The organism is Streptomyces sp. HP-A2021, from assembly GCF_022807935.1.
In the GTDB taxonomy this organism is placed as follows: Bacteria; Actinomycetota; Actinomycetes; order Streptomycetales; family Streptomycetaceae; genus Streptomyces; species Streptomyces afghaniensis.
In genome coordinates this window covers 2,953,822-2,969,823 of sequence record NZ_CP094344.1, presented here as the reverse complement: position 1 = coordinate 2,969,823, position 16,002 = coordinate 2,953,822, and the positions used below count along the sequence as shown (strand labels likewise).

Below are 16,002 nucleotides of genomic sequence, written 5' to 3'. Positions count from 1 at the left end.
GTGGTGTGGTGTGCAATGGATCTCGTGCCCGCACTTCACGAACCGCTGCAACAACCACTGAAGTCGGTGCTCGGCCCTGCCACCGCGAAGGTGATGGCCGAGCACCTCGGCCTGCGCACCGTAGGCGACCTGCTCCACCACTACCCGCGCAGATACGAGGAGCGCGGCCAGCTCACGCACCTCGCCGACCTCCCCATGGACGAGCACGTCACGGTGGTCGCCCAGGTCGCCGACGCCCGCCTGCACACCTTCGCCTCCGCCAGGGCCCCGCGCGGCAAGGGCCAGCGCCTGGAGGTCACGATCACGGACGGCAGCGGCCGCCTCCAACTGGTCTTCTTCGGCAACGGCGTTCACAAGCCCCACAAGGAGCTCCTGCCGGGCACCCGCGCGATGTTCGCGGGCAAGGTCTCCGTCTTCAACCGCCGCCTCCAACTCGCCCACCCGGCCTACGAGTTGCTGCGAGGCGACTCCGAAGACCCCGCCGAGTCCGTCGAGACCTGGGCCGGCGCCCTGATCCCGATCTACCCGGCCACCGCCAAGCTGGAGTCCTGGAAGATCGGCAAGGCGCTCCAGACGGTCCTGCCCACCGCCCAGGAGGCCGCCGACCCACTGCCGGAATCCCTGCGCCGGGGCCGCGGCCTGGTCCCCCTCCCCGAGGCCCTCCTGAAGATCCACCGCCCGCACACCAAGGCGGACATCGAGGACGCCCGCGCCCGCCTGAAATGGGACGAGGCCTTCGTCCTCCAGGTCGCCCTCGCCCGCCGCCGCCACGCGGACGCCCAGCTCCCGGCGGTCCCCCGCACACCCAGCCCCGACGGCCTCCTCACGGCCTTCGACGCCCGTCTCCCCTTCACCCTCACCGAGGGCCAGCAGCGCGTCTCCCGGGAGATCTTCGAGGACCTGGCGACGGAGCATCCGATGCACCGGTTGTTGCAGGGGGAGGTCGGAAGCGGGAAGACGATGGTGGCCCTGCGCGCCATGCTCGCCGTGGTCGACGCCGGCGGCCAGGCCGCCATGCTCGCGCCCACCGAAGTGCTCGCCCAGCAGCACCACCGGTCGATCGTCGAGATGATGGGCGAGCTGGCCGAGGGCGGCATGCTGGGCGGGGCCGAGCAGGGGACGAAGGTGGTGCTGCTCACCGGCTCCATGGGCGCGGCCGCCCGCCGCCAGGCCCTGCTCGACCTCACCACCGGCGAGGCAGGCATCGTCATCGGCACGCACGCGCTGATCGAGGACAAGGTGCAGTTCCACGACCTGGGCCTGGTCGTGGTCGACGAACAGCACCGCTTCGGCGTCGAGCAGCGCGACGCCCTGCGCGGCAAGGGCAAGCAGCCCCCGCACCTCCTGGTCATGACGGCCACGCCCATTCCGCGCACGGTCGCCATGACGGTCTTCGGCGACCTGGAGACCTCCGTCCTCGACCAGCTCCCGGCCGGCCGCTCGCCGATCGCCAGCCATGTCGTCCCGGCCGCCGACAAGCCCCACTTCCTGTCCCGCGCCTGGGAACGGGTCCGCGAGGAAGTGGGCAACGGCCATCAGGCGTACGTGGTCTGCCCCCGCATCGGCGACGAGGAGGACGACCCGAAGAAGGCCGGCAAGAAGAAGTCCTCCGAGGCCCCCGGGCCCCCCGGGTCCCCCGAGGACGCCGCGGAGAAGCGCCCGCCGCTCGCCGTCCTCGATGTGGCCGACCAGCTCGCCAAGGGCGCCCTGAAGGGTCTCCGGGTCGAGGTGCTGCACGGCCGCATGCACCCCGACGACAAGGACGCGGTCATGCGCCGCTTCGCCGCCGGGGAGACGGACGTCCTGGTCGCCACGACGGTCATCGAGGTCGGCGTCAACGTCCCCAACGCCACGGTCATGGTCATCATGGACGCCGACCGCTTCGGCGTCTCCCAGCTCCACCAGCTGCGCGGCCGCGTGGGCCGTGGCTCGGCACCCGGCCTGTGCCTCCTGGTCAGCGAGATGCCCGAGGCGAGCGCGGCCCGCCAGCGCCTGAACGCCGTCGCCGCGACCCTCGACGGCTTCGAACTCTCCCGCATCGACCTGGAACAACGCCGCGAGGGCGACGTCCTCGGCCAGGCCCAGTCGGGCGCCCGCACCAGCCTGCGGATGCTCGCGGTCATCGAGGACGAGGAGATCATCGCCGAGGCGAGGGAAGAGGCAGCAGCGGTGGTGGCCAAGGACCCGGAGCTGACCCACCTCCCGGCCCTGCGGACAGCACTGGACGCCCTCTTGGACGAGGAGAGGGAGCAGTACTTGGAAAAGGGGTGACAGGTGTTGCCCCCAAGGGGCGCGGGGAACTGCGCGACCAGCCACACTGATACCTAAGGCCGCCCACACCCAAGGACCACAGATGACCCGCGTGATCGCCGGCACAGCCGGCGGACGTCGCCTGGCAGTACCCCCAGGCACCGGCACCCGCCCCACCTCCGACCGCGCGCGCGAAGGTCTCTTCTCCACCTGGCAATCCCTCCTCGGCGGCCCCCTGGAAGGCGAACGCGTCCTCGACCTCTACGCCGGCTCCGGCGCAGTAGGCCTGGAGGCCCTCTCCCGCGGCGCAGGCCACGCCCTCCTGGTCGAGGCCGACGCGCGAGCGACCCGCACGGTCCGCGAGAACGTGAAGTCCCTCGGCCTTCCCGGCGCCGAGGTCAGATCAGGCAAAGCGGAACAGATCATCCGCACACCACCCCACGGCGAGCCCTACGACCTCGTCTTCCTCGACCCGCCGTACGCCGTCACGGACGACGATCTTCGCGAGATCCTGCTCACACTCCGCACGGAAGGCTGGCTCACCGAAGAAGCCCTCGTCACCGTGGAGCGCAGCACCAGAGGCGGTGAATTCCGGTGGCCCGAGGGTTTCGAAGCCCTCCGGGCCCGTCGCTACGGCGAGGGAACGTTTTGGTACGGTCGCGCCGCCTCTACGTGCGAAGACGCACGATGACCGGACCGGAGAGCGAGGGATCACAAGTGCGCCGCGCCGTATGTCCCGGGTCGTTCGACCCGATCACCAACGGACACCTCGACATCATCTCCCGCGCCTCCAGGCTGTACGACGAGGTCTACGTCGCGGTGATGATCAACCAGTCGAAGAAGGGCCTGTTCGAGATCGACGAGCGGATCGACCTGATCCGCCGGGTCACCGCCGAGTACGGCAACGTCCGCGTCGAGGCCTTCCACGGCCTGCTCGTGGACTTCTGCAAGCAGCGCGACATCCCCGCCATCGTCAAGGGCCTGCGCGCGGTCAGCGACTTCGACTACGAGCTCCAGATGGCCCAGATGAACAACGGCCTCTCGGGCGTGGAGACCCTCTTCATCCCCACCAACCCCACCTACAGCTTCCTGTCGTCCTCCCTGGTCAAGGAGGTCGCGACCTGGGGCGGCGACGTCTCCCACCTGGTTCCGGCGGAGGTCCTCCAGGCCCTCACCGAGCGCCTGGGGCAGGACTGAACCAGCCCCGGACGTCCCACCGGAGCCTGACAGGCCGTCACCCGGTGTTCCCCGGCATCCCCCTGGCCGTACAGTCGTCCCGTCCGTCTCCAACGCATCTGTAGAGAGTGGCGAGCACACGGTGGACGTGCAGAAGAAGCTCGACGAGATCGTCGCCGCGGTCTCCGGCGCCCGGTCCATGCCCATGTCGGCCTCGTGCGTGGTCAACCGCGCCGAACTGCTCTCCATGCTGGAAGAGGTGCGCGCGGCGCTGCCCGGCTCCCTCGCCCAGGCCCAGGAGCTGATCGGCGACCGCGAGCAGATGGTCGAACAGGCCCGCCAGGAGGCCGAGCGGATCATCCAGACCGCGCACGCCGAGCGCGGCTCACTGATCTCCGACACCGAGGTCGCCCGCCGCTCCCAGGCCGAGGCCGACCGGATCCTCGCCGAGGCCCGCCAGGAGGCCGAGGAGATCCGCGCCGAGGCCGACGACTACGTCGACTCCAAGCTCGCCAACTTCGAGGTCGTCCTCACCAAGACCCTCGGCTCCGTCGGCCGCGGCCGCGAGAAGCTCCTCGGCACCGGCCCCGGCACCGACGAGCAGGGCTACGAGGACGAGGACGCCCCCGAGCGCAGCCACGACCCGGAGACGCAGCGCCGTACCGCCGACGAGTACGTCGACGCCAAGCTGGGCGCCTTCGAGGCGGTCCTCGCCAAGACCCTGGACGCCGTCGGCCGCGGCCGGCAGAAGCTGCACGGCCGGATCGCCACCGACGACCTCGGCGCCCTCGCCGACGACAACAGCACCGTCCAGCACTCCAGCGACGCCGACTACCTCGCCGGTCTGGCCGCCCTCGCGGAGGAGAAGCCCCCGGCCGAGCAGCCCGCCCAGCAGCAGGACTACGGACAGCCGCAGCCGGCGTACGCCTACCAACAGCAGCCCGACCCCTACGGCGGCTACCCGCAGCAGCCGTACGCCGCCCAGCAGGACCCGTACGGCTACCAGCATGCCGATCCCTACGCCTACCAGGGCTACGACCCCCAGCAGGCCGCGTACGACCCGAACCAGGGCCAGCAGGCGCAACAGGCCCAGCCCGGGCAACACGAGCATCAGAGTCACCAGGCATACGCCCTGGACGAGACCAGCCTGTTCGACACCGGGATGATCAGCGCCGAGCAGCTCCGGGCCTATGAGCAGGGCCGCGGCAACGGCTGAGCACCGGATTGGGCCGACGGGCAAAGGTCCAGTATCCTGGCTCTTCGGTCGCGCGTACGTCCGCGATCACCGCTGCCCGGGAACACCGAAGGGCGGCGTCTCCCTCAGCTCGGAAGACCGAAAGCAGGAATGGCCCTGAACGCCCGCCTCGACCACCGCAACCCCCTCGTGTTCGACACGCACGAGCTGGGTCGGCGGCCCGGTGCGCTACAGCGCCTGACCCGCACGGTCGACGCTCCCCAGGACCTCGGTATCAAGGGAGTCATCGGAGTGCCGGAAGGCGCCCCGGTGGAGCTCGAACTCCGCCTGGAGTCGGTCATGGAAGGGGTGCTCGTCACAGGCACCGCCCGTGCCGCCGCCGAGGGGGAGTGCGTAAGGTGTCTGGAGCCGCTTCAGCTCGACGTCGAAGCGGAGTTCCAGGAGATGTTCTCGTACCCTGACGCCGACGACCGGGGCCGCGTGATCGCGGAGCCGGGCGACGACGCCGAGGACGACGAGGACAGGCTCTTCCTCGAGGACGGCCTGTTCGACCTCGAGCCCGTGCTGCGTGATGCGGTGGTGCTCGCACTGCCGATGCAGCCGGTGTGCCAGGAAGACTGCCCTGGTCTGTGTGCCGAGTGCGGCGCACGGCTGGCGGACGACCCGGACCACCACCATGACGCCGTCGACATCCGTTGGGCGGCATTGCAGGGACTCGCCGACACCATGTCGGACGGCGAGAAGGACGAGATGAGCGGCGCCGAACCGGGCGTCGACGAGAAGCAGGAGAAGTAGCCGTGGCTGTTCCGAAGCGGAAGATGTCGCGCAGCAACACGCGCCACCGCCGGTCGCAGTGGAAGGCTGCGGTCCCCACCCTGGTTGCGTGCGAGCGCTGCCACGAGCCCAAGCAGCAGCACATCGCGTGCCCCTCGTGCGGCACTTACAACAAGCGCCAGGTCCTCGAGGTCTGAGCGGCTGGTGAGAGGCACTGTGTCCACGCCTAAGAACAAGTCTTCCCGCGTGAGCGGAAGCACAACGGCGGACAACCAGGCCTCGTCCCACACGCTTCTGGAAGGGCGGCTCGGCTACAAGGTCGAGTCCGCCCTTCTGGTGCGAGCACTGACCCACCGGTCGTACGCATACGAGAACGGCGGTCTGCCGACCAACGAGCGCCTGGAGTTCCTCGGGGACTCCGTGCTCGGCCTGGTCGTCACGGACACGCTGTACCGCACCCACCCCGACCTGCCTGAAGGCCAGCTGGCCAAACTGCGGGCCGCGGTGGTGAACTCGCGTGCGCTCGCCGAGGTGGGGCGCGGGCTCGACCTGGGCTCCTTCATCCGGCTCGGCCGGGGTGAAGAGGGCACGGGCGGCCGGGACAAGGCGTCCATCCTCGCCGACACCCTGGAAGCGGTGATCGGCGCGGTCTATCTCGACCAGGGCCTGGACTCGGCGGCGGAGCTGGTGCACCGCCTGTTCGACCCCCTGATCGAGAAGTCCTCGAACCTCGGAGCCGGCCTGGACTGGAAGACCAGCCTCCAGGAGCTCACCGCGACCGAGGGGCTCGGCGTGCCCGAGTACCTGGTCACGGAGACCGGCCCCGACCACGAGAAGACCTTCACTGCTGCCGCCCGCGTCGGAGGCGTCTCGTACGGCACCGGCACCGGCCGCAGCAAGAAGGAGGCGGAGCAGCAGGCCGCCGAGTCCGCGTGGCGGTCCATCCGGGCCGCGGCGGACGAGCGCGCCAAGGCGGCCAAGGCCGCCGAGGCGACGCAGACGGCGGCGGCTCAGGCCGCCCACACGGCCGTCGACGGCAGCGTCGACGGCTGACAGCCGCCGCCCCGGCACTCCAGCCGGGCGGTGGCACAGCACAGCGCACCCGAGCGCCCGCCCCTGCCCGGGGTCGGGCGCTCGGGTCATCCGCAGGTACGTGACGGGGGACCCCATGCCCGAGTTGCCCGAGGTCGAGGTCGTACGGCGCGGTCTGGAGCGGTGGGTCGCCCACCGGACCGTCGCCGAGGCCGAGGTGCTGCACCCGCGCGCCGTGCGCCGCCACCTCGCGGGCGCCGACGACTTCGCGCACCGTCTGAAGGGCCACCGCATCGGCGTCCCGAGCCGCCGCGGCAAGTACCTGTGGCTGCCCCTGGAGGACACGGACCAGTCGATCCTGGCCCACCTCGGCATGAGCGGCCAGCTGCTGGTCCAGCCGCAGACGGCGCCGGACGAGAAGCACCTGCGCATCCGCGTCCGCTTCACCGACGCCCTGGACACCGAACTCCGCTTCGTCGACCAGCGCACCTTCGGCGGCCTGTCGCTGCACGACAACACCCCGGACGGCCTGCCCGACGTCATCGCGCACATCGCCCGCGACCCGCTCGATCCGCTCTTCGACGACGAGGCCTTCCACCGGGCGCTGCGCCGCAAGCGGTCCACCATCAAGCGGGCCCTGCTCGACCAGTCGCTGATCAGCGGCGTCGGCAACATCTACGCGGACGAGGCCCTGTGGCGCGCCCGCATCCACTACGAGCGCCCGACCGCAACCTTCACGCGCCCGCGCACCCTGCTGCTCCTGGGCCATGTGCGGGACGTCATGAACGCGGCCCTCGCGGTGGGCGGCACCAGCTTCGACAGCCTGTACGTCAACGTCAACGGCGAGTCGGGCTACTTCGACCGGTCCCTCGACGCGTACGGCCGCGAGGGTCTGCCCTGCCGGCGCTGCGGCACCCCGATACGCCGACGGCCCTGGATGAACCGGTCGAGCTACTACTGCCCGAAGTGCCAGCGGCCCCCGCGGATCACGCCCTAGCCGCGTCGTACCGCTCGCGCGCGGTCAGTACGTCGTCCATGCTGCCCTCCACGAAGTGGATCAGGGCGAGCAGCCGCTCGGCCACGCCGCGTCCCAGCGGCGTCAGTTCGTAGTCCACGCGGGGCGGGTTGGTCGGCTGCGCCTCGCGGTGCACCAGGCCGTCGCGCTCCAGCGCGTGCAGCGTCTGGGAGAGCATCTTCTCGCTGACGCCGTCGACGCGGCGACGCAGCTCGTTGAAGCGGAGCGAGCCCTCGTACAGGGCGCCCAGCGTCAGTGCGCCCCAGCGGCCCGTGACGTGCTCCAGCGTGCCGCGCGAAGGGCAGGCCTTGGCGAACACGTTGTACGGGAGGTCGTCCAGCCCCGCCGTGAGCTCCTGGGTGGTGGTCATATGCCCAGCGTACGCCAGCGCAGCGCTAACCGACAGGTCGCGCTAACCGATGGTTAGCGACGATCGGCAGGGCTCAGTATCCGAAGTCCTGGGTCCACCACGGGCCGCCCGACCCCAACTCGACACCGACGCCCAGCGTCTTGAAGTCGCAGTTCAGGATGTTGGCGCGGTGGCCGGGGCTGTTCATCCAGGCGTCCATCACAGCCGCGGCGTCGGCCTGCCCGCGGGCTATGTTCTCCCCGCCGAGGTTGGATATCCCGGCCTTCTCGGCCCGGTCCCACGGCGTCCTGCCGTCCGGGTCGGTGTGATCGAAGAAGCCTCGCGCGGCCATGTCCTCGCTGTAGTCCTGCGCCAGCTCGGTCAGCGCGCTGTTCGCGGCGACCGCGCTGCACCCCACCTTGGCCCGCTCCTCGTTCACCAGCTTGAGCACCTGGGCCGCGGCGGCGGACTCCTCGGAGAGGGCGGCGGGCGCGCTGGGCTTCTGCGGTGCCTTCGTGGCCGTACGGGAGGGGGTGTCGTCCTGCTTCTCGCGGGGGGTGGCCGCCGGTGCCTTCTTCTCCGGCGTCTTCTCCTGCGTCTTCTCCGGCTTCGCCGTCTTCTCCGGCGTCTTCGTCGGCGCGGCCGACGACTTCGAGGCGGACGGCGACGGCGACGGCGACAGGGAGCGCTCGGCGTCCCGGCTCGTGGGCGCGCCGTCCCGGCCGTCGGCGCTGCCGGTGGTGCCGCCCTGCTCGATCGGGCTGTTCGTCGGTGTGTCCCCGGCCTGCACCTTGTCGGCGCCGCCGCCACCACCGAGCCGGTAGTTCTCGAGGCCGGGAACCGCGCCCGTGGCGACCGCGACCGTGCCGAGGGCGACCGCGGCGGACACGCCGAGCAGTCCGGTGCGCATCGGCCGTGCGGCGGCCTTCTTCCGGCGGCGGTGCGAGCCGGAGCGCCGGGCGCCGCCGTCGGGCGTGAAGCCGTCGCCGGCGAAGACGGCCGTGTCGGCGTTCCGGGCGTCGTAGCCGTCACCCGGCTCGGAGGCGCCCGTGGCGAACAGGTAGGCCTCGCTCTTCGCGTAGGTGCCGGAGTACGCCTCGGGGTTCAGGTAGGGCGCGATGCCCATCGTCGGGCCGTCTCCCGCGGGGGAGTGCAGCGGGTCGCGGCCTGCCACGGAGCCGTCGGCCTGCGTGATCCCCGTGGCGCGGCCCGTGGCGGCGCGGCCGGCGGCGGAGCGTCGGTGGCGTCCCATGTCCTGGCCTTCCTCGTCCTGGCGGTCGACTCGTCCTCGAGATCAACACCAAACTCACTCGATCGTGTGAGTTTCATATGAGATTCGTTGGGTGGGGACGGTACCGCATGGCGCAAGTGGAGGAAGTGCCCCGAGCGAGATCGGGCGGTTAGGTTGCAGTCATGAGTGAGGATGTGCGACTGGTCGCCTGGGTGCGTGGACGCGTCCAAGGTGTGGGTTTTCGCTGGTTCACGCGGGCCAAGGCCCTGGAGATCGGCGGCCTGAGTGGTTTTGCTCTCAATTTGGGCGACGGACGCGTCCAAGTGGTCGCGGAGGGCGCGCGAGAGGGCTGTGAAGGCCTGCTGGAATGGCTCCGGAGTGACGACACGCCCGGCCGCGTGGACGGCGTCACCGAGATCTGGGACACACCTCGCGGAGGTTACGAGGGCTTCGCCATCCGCTGACCCCACACCGCCGGGCGGGCCCCGGGGCCGCCCGCGGACCGGCCGCCGAGGGCCTCCCCGAACGGAAACTTGCTGGTGATTGCCGAGAATCACTTGCCTTGGCAGGCCGCACACGCAAGGATGATCGCCACGCCCCGAAGGCCCCGCAGAAGCGCCGACACCGCCGTTCCAGGCCGTGCGCGCCCGGGTCGCCGCCAATACGGGGCGTGATCGTGTTGACCGTCAAACTTTTTGGTGAGACGCTGAAAGCACCCCGCGCACCTAGCTGTTTGGCATGGCTGAACGGCAGCACAACTCCAGGCCCTGCCAAGACTGCGGGTGCGGAATCCCTCACGACCCACACCGCATCGGTCGGTCACTCATTGTGGAGGACCATCCATCATGGCAAAGGCGCTTCTCGGTTACGTCGGCGGCTCCGACCCTCGACTCCTCGCCGAGATGCGACGGCTCCAGCAGCGCGTCCAGGACCTGGAATCCGAGCTCGTACGGATCCAGGCGGAGAACGAAGCGCTGACGGCTGCCGCTTCTCACGACAGGATCATGGAGAGCGTTGACGCACACCAGGCGGAGCCTGCGCTCACCTGATCACTGCACCGCTCCACAACAGCACCGCAGTGGTTGGGCCGCCCGTCACAACCGCTGAGTTGTCAGAAGTGCAAGGGACGCCCTAGGCGTCCCTTCTTTCTTTCCCCCGCGCATCCTTTCACTGTCTTTAACGTCTGGTGTGCCCTGCGCGTTCAGCGGCGAAACCGTGGGTTCATGGAGTGAGACGAACCCGGGCGGTAGAGTCCAGCGGCGTGCACCTCAAGGCCCTGACCCTCCGCGGGTTCAAGTCGTTCGCATCGGCGACCACACTCCGGTTCGAGCCGGGCATCACGTGCGTCGTCGGACCGAACGGCTCGGGCAAGTCCAACGTCGTCGACGCGCTCAGCTGGGTCATGGGCGAGCAGGGCGCCAAGTCGCTGCGCGGCGGCAAGATGGAGGACGTCATCTTCGCCGGCACCACCGGCCGCCCCCCGCTGGGCCGGGCCGAGGTGTCCCTGACCATCGACAACTCCGACGGGGCCCTGCCCATCGAGTACGCCGAGGTCACCATCACGCGGATCATGTTCCGCAACGGCGGCAGCGAGTACCAGATCAACGGAGACACCTGCCGCCTCCTCGACATCCAGGAGCTCCTCTCCGACTCCGGCATCGGCCGCGAGATGCACGTCATCGTCGGGCAGGGCCAGCTCGACTCCGTGCTGCACGCCGACCCCATGGGCCGCCGAGCCTTCATCGAGGAGGCCGCCGGCGTCCTCAAGCACCGCAAGCGCAAGGAGAAGGCGCTGCGCAAGCTGGACGCGATGCAGGCCAACCTCGCACGCGTGCAGGACCTCACCGACGAACTCAGACGGCAGCTCAAGCCCCTCGGCCGCCAGGCCGCGGTCGCGCGCCGGGCCGCCGTCATCCAGGCCGACCTGCGCGACGCCCGGCTGCGCCTGCTGGCCGACGACCTCGTACGGCTGAGGGAAGCCCTCAAGGCCGAGGTCGCCGACGAGGCCGCGCTGAAGGAGCGCAAAGAGGCCGCCGAGCGGGAGCTGCGCAAGGCGCTCCAGCGCGAGGCGCTCCTGGAGGACGAGGTACGGCAGCTCACACCGCGCCTCCAGCGCGCCCAGCAGACCTGGTACGAACTCTCCCAGCTCGCCGAGCGGGTGCGCGGCACGATCTCGCTGGCCGACGCCCGCGTGAAGAGCGCCACCTCCGCGCCCCCCGAGGAACGGCGCGGCCGCGACCCCGAGGACATGGAGCGCGAGGCCGCCCGCATCCGCGAGCAGGAGGCCGAGCTGGAAGCGGCCCTGGAGGCGGCCGAACGCGCCCTGGAGGACACGGTCGCGCACCGCGCCGAGCTGGAGCGTGCCCTGACCCAGGAGGAACGGCGCCTGAAGGACGCCGCCCGGGCCATCGCCGACCGGCGCGAGGGCCTGGCCCGGCTCAGCGGCCAGGTCAACGCGGCCCGCTCCCGGGCGGCCTCCGCCCAGGCCGAGATCGAACGCCTGGCCGCCGCCCGCGACGAGGCGCAGGAACGTGCCGTCGCAGCCCAGGAGGAGTACGAGGCCCTCAAGGCCGAGGTCGACGGCCTCGACGCCGGCGACGTCGAACTCGCCGAGCAGCACGACGCGGCGAAGCAGCAGCTCACCGACGCCGAGGCCGCCCTCACTGCAGCCCGCGAGGCGACCACGGCGGCGGAACGCAAGCGCGCCGCCACCCAGGCCCGCCACGAGGCCCTGGCGCTCGGCCTGCGCCGCAAGGACGGCACCGGGATACTGCTCGCGGCGAAGGACCGTCTCTCCGGCCTCCTCGGCCCGGCGGCGGAACTCCTGACGGTGACCCCGGGCTACGAAGTCGCCCTCGCGGCTGCCTTCGGAGCCGCGGCGGACGCGATCGCGGTGACGAGCCCGTCTTCGGCAGCAGACGCGATCAGACTCCTCCGCAAACAGGACGGAGGCAGGGCGACTCTGCTCCTGGCAGGAGACGCTCCCCCTGGGGGCGCGGGGAACGGCGCGACCGGCCATGACGGCCCCGCAGACGCACGACACCCCTTCGCCGCCGACCTGGTCCGCGGTCCCGCCGACCTCATGCCGGCCGTCCGCCGGCTGCTCCACGGCATCGTCGTCGTCGGCACCCTCGAAGACGCCGAAGACCTCGTCTACACCCACCCCGACCTCACCGCCGTAACAGCCGAGGGCGATCTCCTCGGCGCCCACTTCGCCCACGGCGGCTCCGCAGGCGCCCCCAGCCTCCTCGAGGTACAGGCCTCCGTCGACGAGGCCGCAGCCGAGCTGGAAGAGCTCGCCGTCCGCTGTGAGGAGCTGACCGAGGCCCAGCAGGCGGCGGTGGAACGCCGCAGGGAGTGCGCCGCGCTGGTCGAGGAGCTGGGGGAGCGGCGCCGGGCCGCCGACCGGGAGAAGTCGGCCGTCGCCCAGCAACTCGGCCGGCTCGCCGGGCAGGCCCGGGGCGCGGCAGGGGAGGCCGAGCGCTCCACCGCCGCCGCGGCCCGTGCCCAGGAGGCACTCGACAAGGCGCTGCAAGAGGTGGAGGAACTCGCCGAGCGGCTCGCCGTCGCCGAGGAGATGCCGATCGAGGAGGAGCCCGACACCTCCGTACGGGACCGGCTCGCCGCCGACGGTGCCAACGCGCGCCAGACCGAGATGGAGGCCCGCCTCCAGGTCCGTACGCACGAGGAGCGGGTCAAGGGACTGGCCGGACGGGCCGACTCCCTGGACCGGGCCGCCCGCGCGGAACGCGAGGCACGCGCGCGTGCCGAGCAGCGGCGGGCCCGGCTGCGGCACGAGGCGGCCGTCGCCGAGGCCGTCGGCTCGGGCGCCCGGCAGCTGCTCGCGCACGTCGAGGTCTCCCTCGCCCGCGCCGACGAGGAGCGCACCGCCGCCGAGGCCGCCAAGGCCCGCCGCGAACAGGAACTCGCCCGTGCCCGCACCGAGGGACGCGATCTCAAGGCCGAACTCGACAAGTTGACGGATTCGGTCCACCGCGGCGAGGTACTCGGCGCCGAGAAGCGGCTGCGGATCGAGCAGCTGGAGACCAAGGCGCTGGAGGAGCTGGGTGTGGAACCGGCCGGGCTCGTGGCGGAGTACGGACCGCACCAGCTCGTGCCGCCCTCGCCCCCCGCCGAGGGCGAGGAGCTGCCGGAGGATCCCGAGCACCCGCGCAACCGGCCCAGGCCGTTCGTCCGGTCCGAGCAGGAGAAACGCCTGAAGTCGGCCGAGCGCGCCTACCAGCAGCTCGGCAAGGTGAACCCGCTCGCCCTGGAGGAGTTCGCGGCGCTGGAGGAGCGCCACCAGTTCCTCAGCGAGCAGCTCGAGGACCTGAAGAAGACGCGGGCGGATCTCCTCCAGGTGGTGAAGGAGGTCGACGAGCGCGTCGAGCAGGTCTTCACCGAGGCCTACCGGGACACGGCCCGGGAGTTCGAGGGCGTCTTCAGCCGGCTGTTCCCGGGTGGTGAGGGACGGCTGATCCTGACCGACCCCGACAACATGCTCACCACGGGCGTGGACGTCGAGGCCCGGCCGCCGGGCAAGAAGGTCAAGCGGCTGTCACTGCTCTCCGGCGGGGAGCGGTCGCTGACCGCGGTGGCGCTGCTCGTGTCGATCTTCAAGGCCCGGCCCAGTCCGTTCTACGTCATGGACGAGGTCGAGGCCGCCCTCGACGACACCAACCTCCAGCGGCTCATCCGGATCATGCAGGAGCTCCAGGAAGCCTCCCAGCTGATCGTGATCACCCACCAGAAGCGCACGATGGAGGTCGCCGACGCGCTGTACGGCGTCTCCATGCAGGGCGACGGTGTGTCGAAGGTCATCAGCCAGCGCCTCCGCTAGATGAGTGTGCTCTACACCTGTCTCACCTGCGGGCCCTCGAAGACTTCAATACTTGAACACATCACTGACACACTCCTGCCTCAGATTCATAGCTAGGGACCTATTGACTTCGAAACTTGAAGGCATAGTCTCGGCAACGTTCCTTTTACCTTCAGGTACCTTCAGGTGGCACCTCGAAGGCTGATTCGCTCCGGCAGCGTTGCCGGTGGCCCGAGGAGTACACGTGACCAGCACAGCGCAGGCACCCAAGTCCGGAGCCAGGGCGGCTCATCCCGAGCATCTCGGGCATGTCATCTTCATCGCGGCAGCGGCCGCGATGGGCGGTTTCCTCTTCGGCTACGACAGTTCCGTGATCAACGGCGCCGTCGAGGCCATCCGGGACCGCTACGACGTCGGCTCCGCAGCCCTCGCCCAGGTCATCGCCATCGCCCTCATCGGCTGCGCCATCGGCGCCGCGACCGCCGGCCGCATAGCCGACCGCATCGGCCGCATCCGGTGCATGCAGATCGCCGCCGTCCTCTTCACGGTCAGCGCCATCGGCTCCGCGCTGCCCTTCGCGCTGTGGGACCTCGCCTTCTGGCGCGTCGTCGGCGGCTTCGCCATCGGCATGGCCTCCGTGATCGGCCCGGCCTACATCGCCGAAGTCGCCCCGCCCGCCTACCGCGGCCGGCTCGGCTCCTTTCAGCAGGCCGCGATCGTCATCGGCATCGCCGTGTCGCAGCTGGTCAACTGGGGTGTACTGAACGCCGCCGACGGCGATCAGCGCGGCAAGCTGATGGGCCTGGAGGCCTGGCAGGTCATGCTCGGCGTCATGGTCGTCCCGGCCGTCCTCTACGGGCTGCTCTCCTTCGTCATCCCGGAGTCCCCGCGCTTCCTCATCTCCGTCGGCAAGCACGAGCGGGCCCGGGAGATCCTCACCGAGGTCGAGGGCAAGGACGTCGACCTGGACGCCCGTGTCACCGAGATCGAGCACGCCATGAAGAGCGAGCACAAGTCCAGCTTCAAGGACCTGCTCGGCGGCGGCTTCTTCTTCAAGCCGATCGTCTGGGTCGGCATCGGCCTGTCGGTCTTCCAGCAGTTCGTCGGCATCAACGTCGCGTTCTACTACTCCTCGACGCTGTGGCAGTCGGTCGGCGTCGACCCGACGGACTCGTTCTTCTACTCCTTCACCACGTCGATCATCAACATCGTCGGCACCGTCATCGCGATGATCTTCGTCGACCGCATCGGCCGCCGGCCGCTCGCGATCATCGGCTCGGTCGGCATGGTCATCGGCCTGGCGCTGGAGGCCTGGGCGTTCTCGTACCACCTGGTCGACGGCAAGCTGCCCGCCACGCAGGGCTGGATCGCCCTGATCGCCGCGCACATCTTCGTCCTGTTCTTCGCCCTGTCCTGGGGCGTGGTCGTCTGGGTCTTCCTCGGCGAGATGTTCCCCAACAAGATCCGTGCCGCCGCCCTGGGTGTGGCCGCGGCCGCGCAGTGGATCGCCAACTGGGCGATCACCGCGAGTTTCCCGTCGCTGGCCGACTGGAACCTGTCCGCGACCTACGTGATCTACACGGCGTTCGCCGCGCTCTCCATCCCGTTCGTCCTGAAGTTCGTCAAGGAGACCAAGGGCAAGACCCTGGAGGAGATGGGCTAGGCCCGTCCCGCAGACTCGGGGAGGAGGGCCAAAGTCCCCGCTGCCCCTCTCCCCGTAACCCGCCGCCGCCCCGGTTCGGCCACTGCCCGAGCCGGGGCGGCGGTCCGTCGTTCACCAGATCAGAACGCCGCCACCACTCTCCAGGGCGCGCAGGGCGGTCGCCTCGATGTTCCGCAGCCGTGAGTCGAACTGGTGCCGGCGCTCCGCGATTCCGCGCGGCCGCTCGGTGGTGGCGGCGATCAGCTCGAGGTTCGCCCGCAGCAGTGCCACCTCCCGTAGGAACCCGGGCACCTCGCCGGCCTCGACGAACAGGTTGTCCTCGGCCAGGACCGGAAGATGACGAGCGCCCAGCGAGCGCACCGCTTCCGAACCCCACACCGTCCGGCGCCAGGACTCGAAGCCGGCCGAGTCGGAGCACCCCTCCGGGACATCGAGGACCCGCCACTCTCCGTTCGCGTCGCGCACGAACACATCCACCGCCAACGTCATGCGCGCAGT

15 protein-coding genes are annotated in these 16,002 nt (G+C 70.5%); 12 read left to right on the top strand and 3 right to left on the bottom strand.

The window, feature by feature from the left end:
- Window positions 1-15: 15 nt before the first annotated feature.
- The 8 genes from recG to mutM all read left to right on the top strand — a co-directional run bounded on the left by recG (window position 16) and on the right by mutM (window position 7,424).
- A complete protein-coding gene (recG, locus tag MQE23_RS13350) occupies window positions 16-2,271 on the top strand; it encodes an ATP-dependent DNA helicase RecG (protein WP_243379256.1) in 2,256 nt (751 codons plus the stop codon).
- Between the two features lie 82 nt (window positions 2,272-2,353).
- Window positions 2,354-2,941 carry a 16S rRNA (guanine(966)-N(2))-methyltransferase RsmD gene (rsmD, locus tag MQE23_RS13345; RefSeq protein WP_020270067.1) on the top strand — a complete coding sequence of 196 codons (588 nt, stop codon included), beginning with the start codon at window positions 2,354-2,356 and terminating at the stop codon, window positions 2,939-2,941.
- Window positions 2,942-2,967: 26 nt separating this feature from the next.
- On the top strand, window positions 2,968-3,447 hold the full coding sequence (gene coaD, locus MQE23_RS13340) for a pantetheine-phosphate adenylyltransferase (protein ID WP_037666994.1): 480 nt from the start codon (window positions 2,968-2,970) through the stop codon (window positions 3,445-3,447).
- A 121-nt stretch (window positions 3,448-3,568) separates the two neighbouring features.
- Complete coding sequence (locus MQE23_RS13335; RefSeq protein ID WP_243379255.1) at window positions 3,569-4,642, top strand: ATP synthase F0 subunit B; 1,074 nt, start codon at window positions 3,569-3,571, stop codon at window positions 4,640-4,642.
- Window positions 4,643-4,771: 129 nt separating this feature from the next.
- Window positions 4,772-5,416: a YceD family protein gene (locus tag MQE23_RS13330; protein ID WP_020270070.1), complete on the top strand. Its 645-nt coding sequence runs from the start codon at window positions 4,772-4,774 to the stop codon at window positions 5,414-5,416.
- Between the two features lie 2 nt (window positions 5,417-5,418).
- The gene (rpmF, locus tag MQE23_RS13325) at window positions 5,419-5,592 is read left to right on the top strand and encodes a 50S ribosomal protein L32 (protein WP_003951102.1); all 174 of its coding nucleotides are present in this window, start codon (window positions 5,419-5,421) and stop codon (window positions 5,590-5,592) included.
- Window positions 5,593-5,641: 49 nt separating this feature from the next.
- Complete coding sequence (gene rnc, locus MQE23_RS13320) at window positions 5,642-6,448, top strand: ribonuclease III (protein WP_020270071.1); 807 nt, start codon at window positions 5,642-5,644, stop codon at window positions 6,446-6,448.
- 115 nt (window positions 6,449-6,563) lie between these two features.
- Entirely contained in the window at window positions 6,564-7,424 is an 861-nt protein-coding gene (gene mutM, locus MQE23_RS13315) for a bifunctional DNA-formamidopyrimidine glycosylase/DNA-(apurinic or apyrimidinic site) lyase (RefSeq protein ID WP_243379254.1), read from the top strand.
- Here mutM and MQE23_RS13310 read toward each other — a convergent pair.
- Window positions 7,414-7,812 carry a helix-turn-helix domain-containing protein gene (locus MQE23_RS13310; RefSeq protein ID WP_243379253.1) on the bottom strand — a complete coding sequence of 133 codons (399 nt, stop codon included), beginning with the start codon at window positions 7,810-7,812 and terminating at the stop codon, window positions 7,414-7,416. The genes mutM and MQE23_RS13310 overlap by 11 nt on opposite strands.
- 73 nt (window positions 7,813-7,885) lie before the next feature.
- The gene (locus MQE23_RS13305) at window positions 7,886-9,043 is read right to left on the bottom strand and encodes a CAP domain-containing protein (protein WP_243379252.1); all 1,158 of its coding nucleotides are present in this window, start codon (window positions 9,041-9,043) and stop codon (window positions 7,886-7,888) included.
- Window positions 9,044-9,204: 161 nt separating this feature from the next.
- On the opposite strand from MQE23_RS13305, the gene MQE23_RS13300 reads away from it, so the two are divergent.
- The 4 genes from MQE23_RS13300 to MQE23_RS13285 all read left to right on the top strand — a co-directional run bounded on the left by MQE23_RS13300 (window position 9,205) and on the right by MQE23_RS13285 (window position 15,504).
- Entirely contained in the window at window positions 9,205-9,486 is a 282-nt protein-coding gene (locus MQE23_RS13300; RefSeq protein WP_059421923.1) for an acylphosphatase, read from the top strand.
- Between the two features lie 381 nt (window positions 9,487-9,867).
- The gene (locus MQE23_RS13295; protein WP_003993245.1) at window positions 9,868-10,071 is read left to right on the top strand and encodes a hypothetical protein; all 204 of its coding nucleotides are present in this window, start codon (window positions 9,868-9,870) and stop codon (window positions 10,069-10,071) included.
- Between the two features lie 212 nt (window positions 10,072-10,283).
- On the top strand, window positions 10,284-13,862 hold the full coding sequence (gene smc, locus MQE23_RS13290) for a chromosome segregation protein SMC (RefSeq protein ID WP_243379251.1): 3,579 nt from the start codon (window positions 10,284-10,286) through the stop codon (window positions 13,860-13,862).
- Between the two features lie 223 nt (window positions 13,863-14,085).
- Entirely contained in the window at window positions 14,086-15,504 is a 1,419-nt protein-coding gene (locus tag MQE23_RS13285; protein ID WP_243379250.1) for a sugar porter family MFS transporter, read from the top strand.
- 111 nt (window positions 15,505-15,615) lie between these two features.
- Here the strand turns inward: MQE23_RS13285 and MQE23_RS13280 are convergent, their stop codons facing one another.
- A complete protein-coding gene (locus tag MQE23_RS13280; protein WP_243379249.1) occupies window positions 15,616-15,993 on the bottom strand; it encodes a hypothetical protein in 378 nt (125 codons plus the stop codon).
- Window positions 15,994-16,002 lie beyond the last annotated feature (9 nt).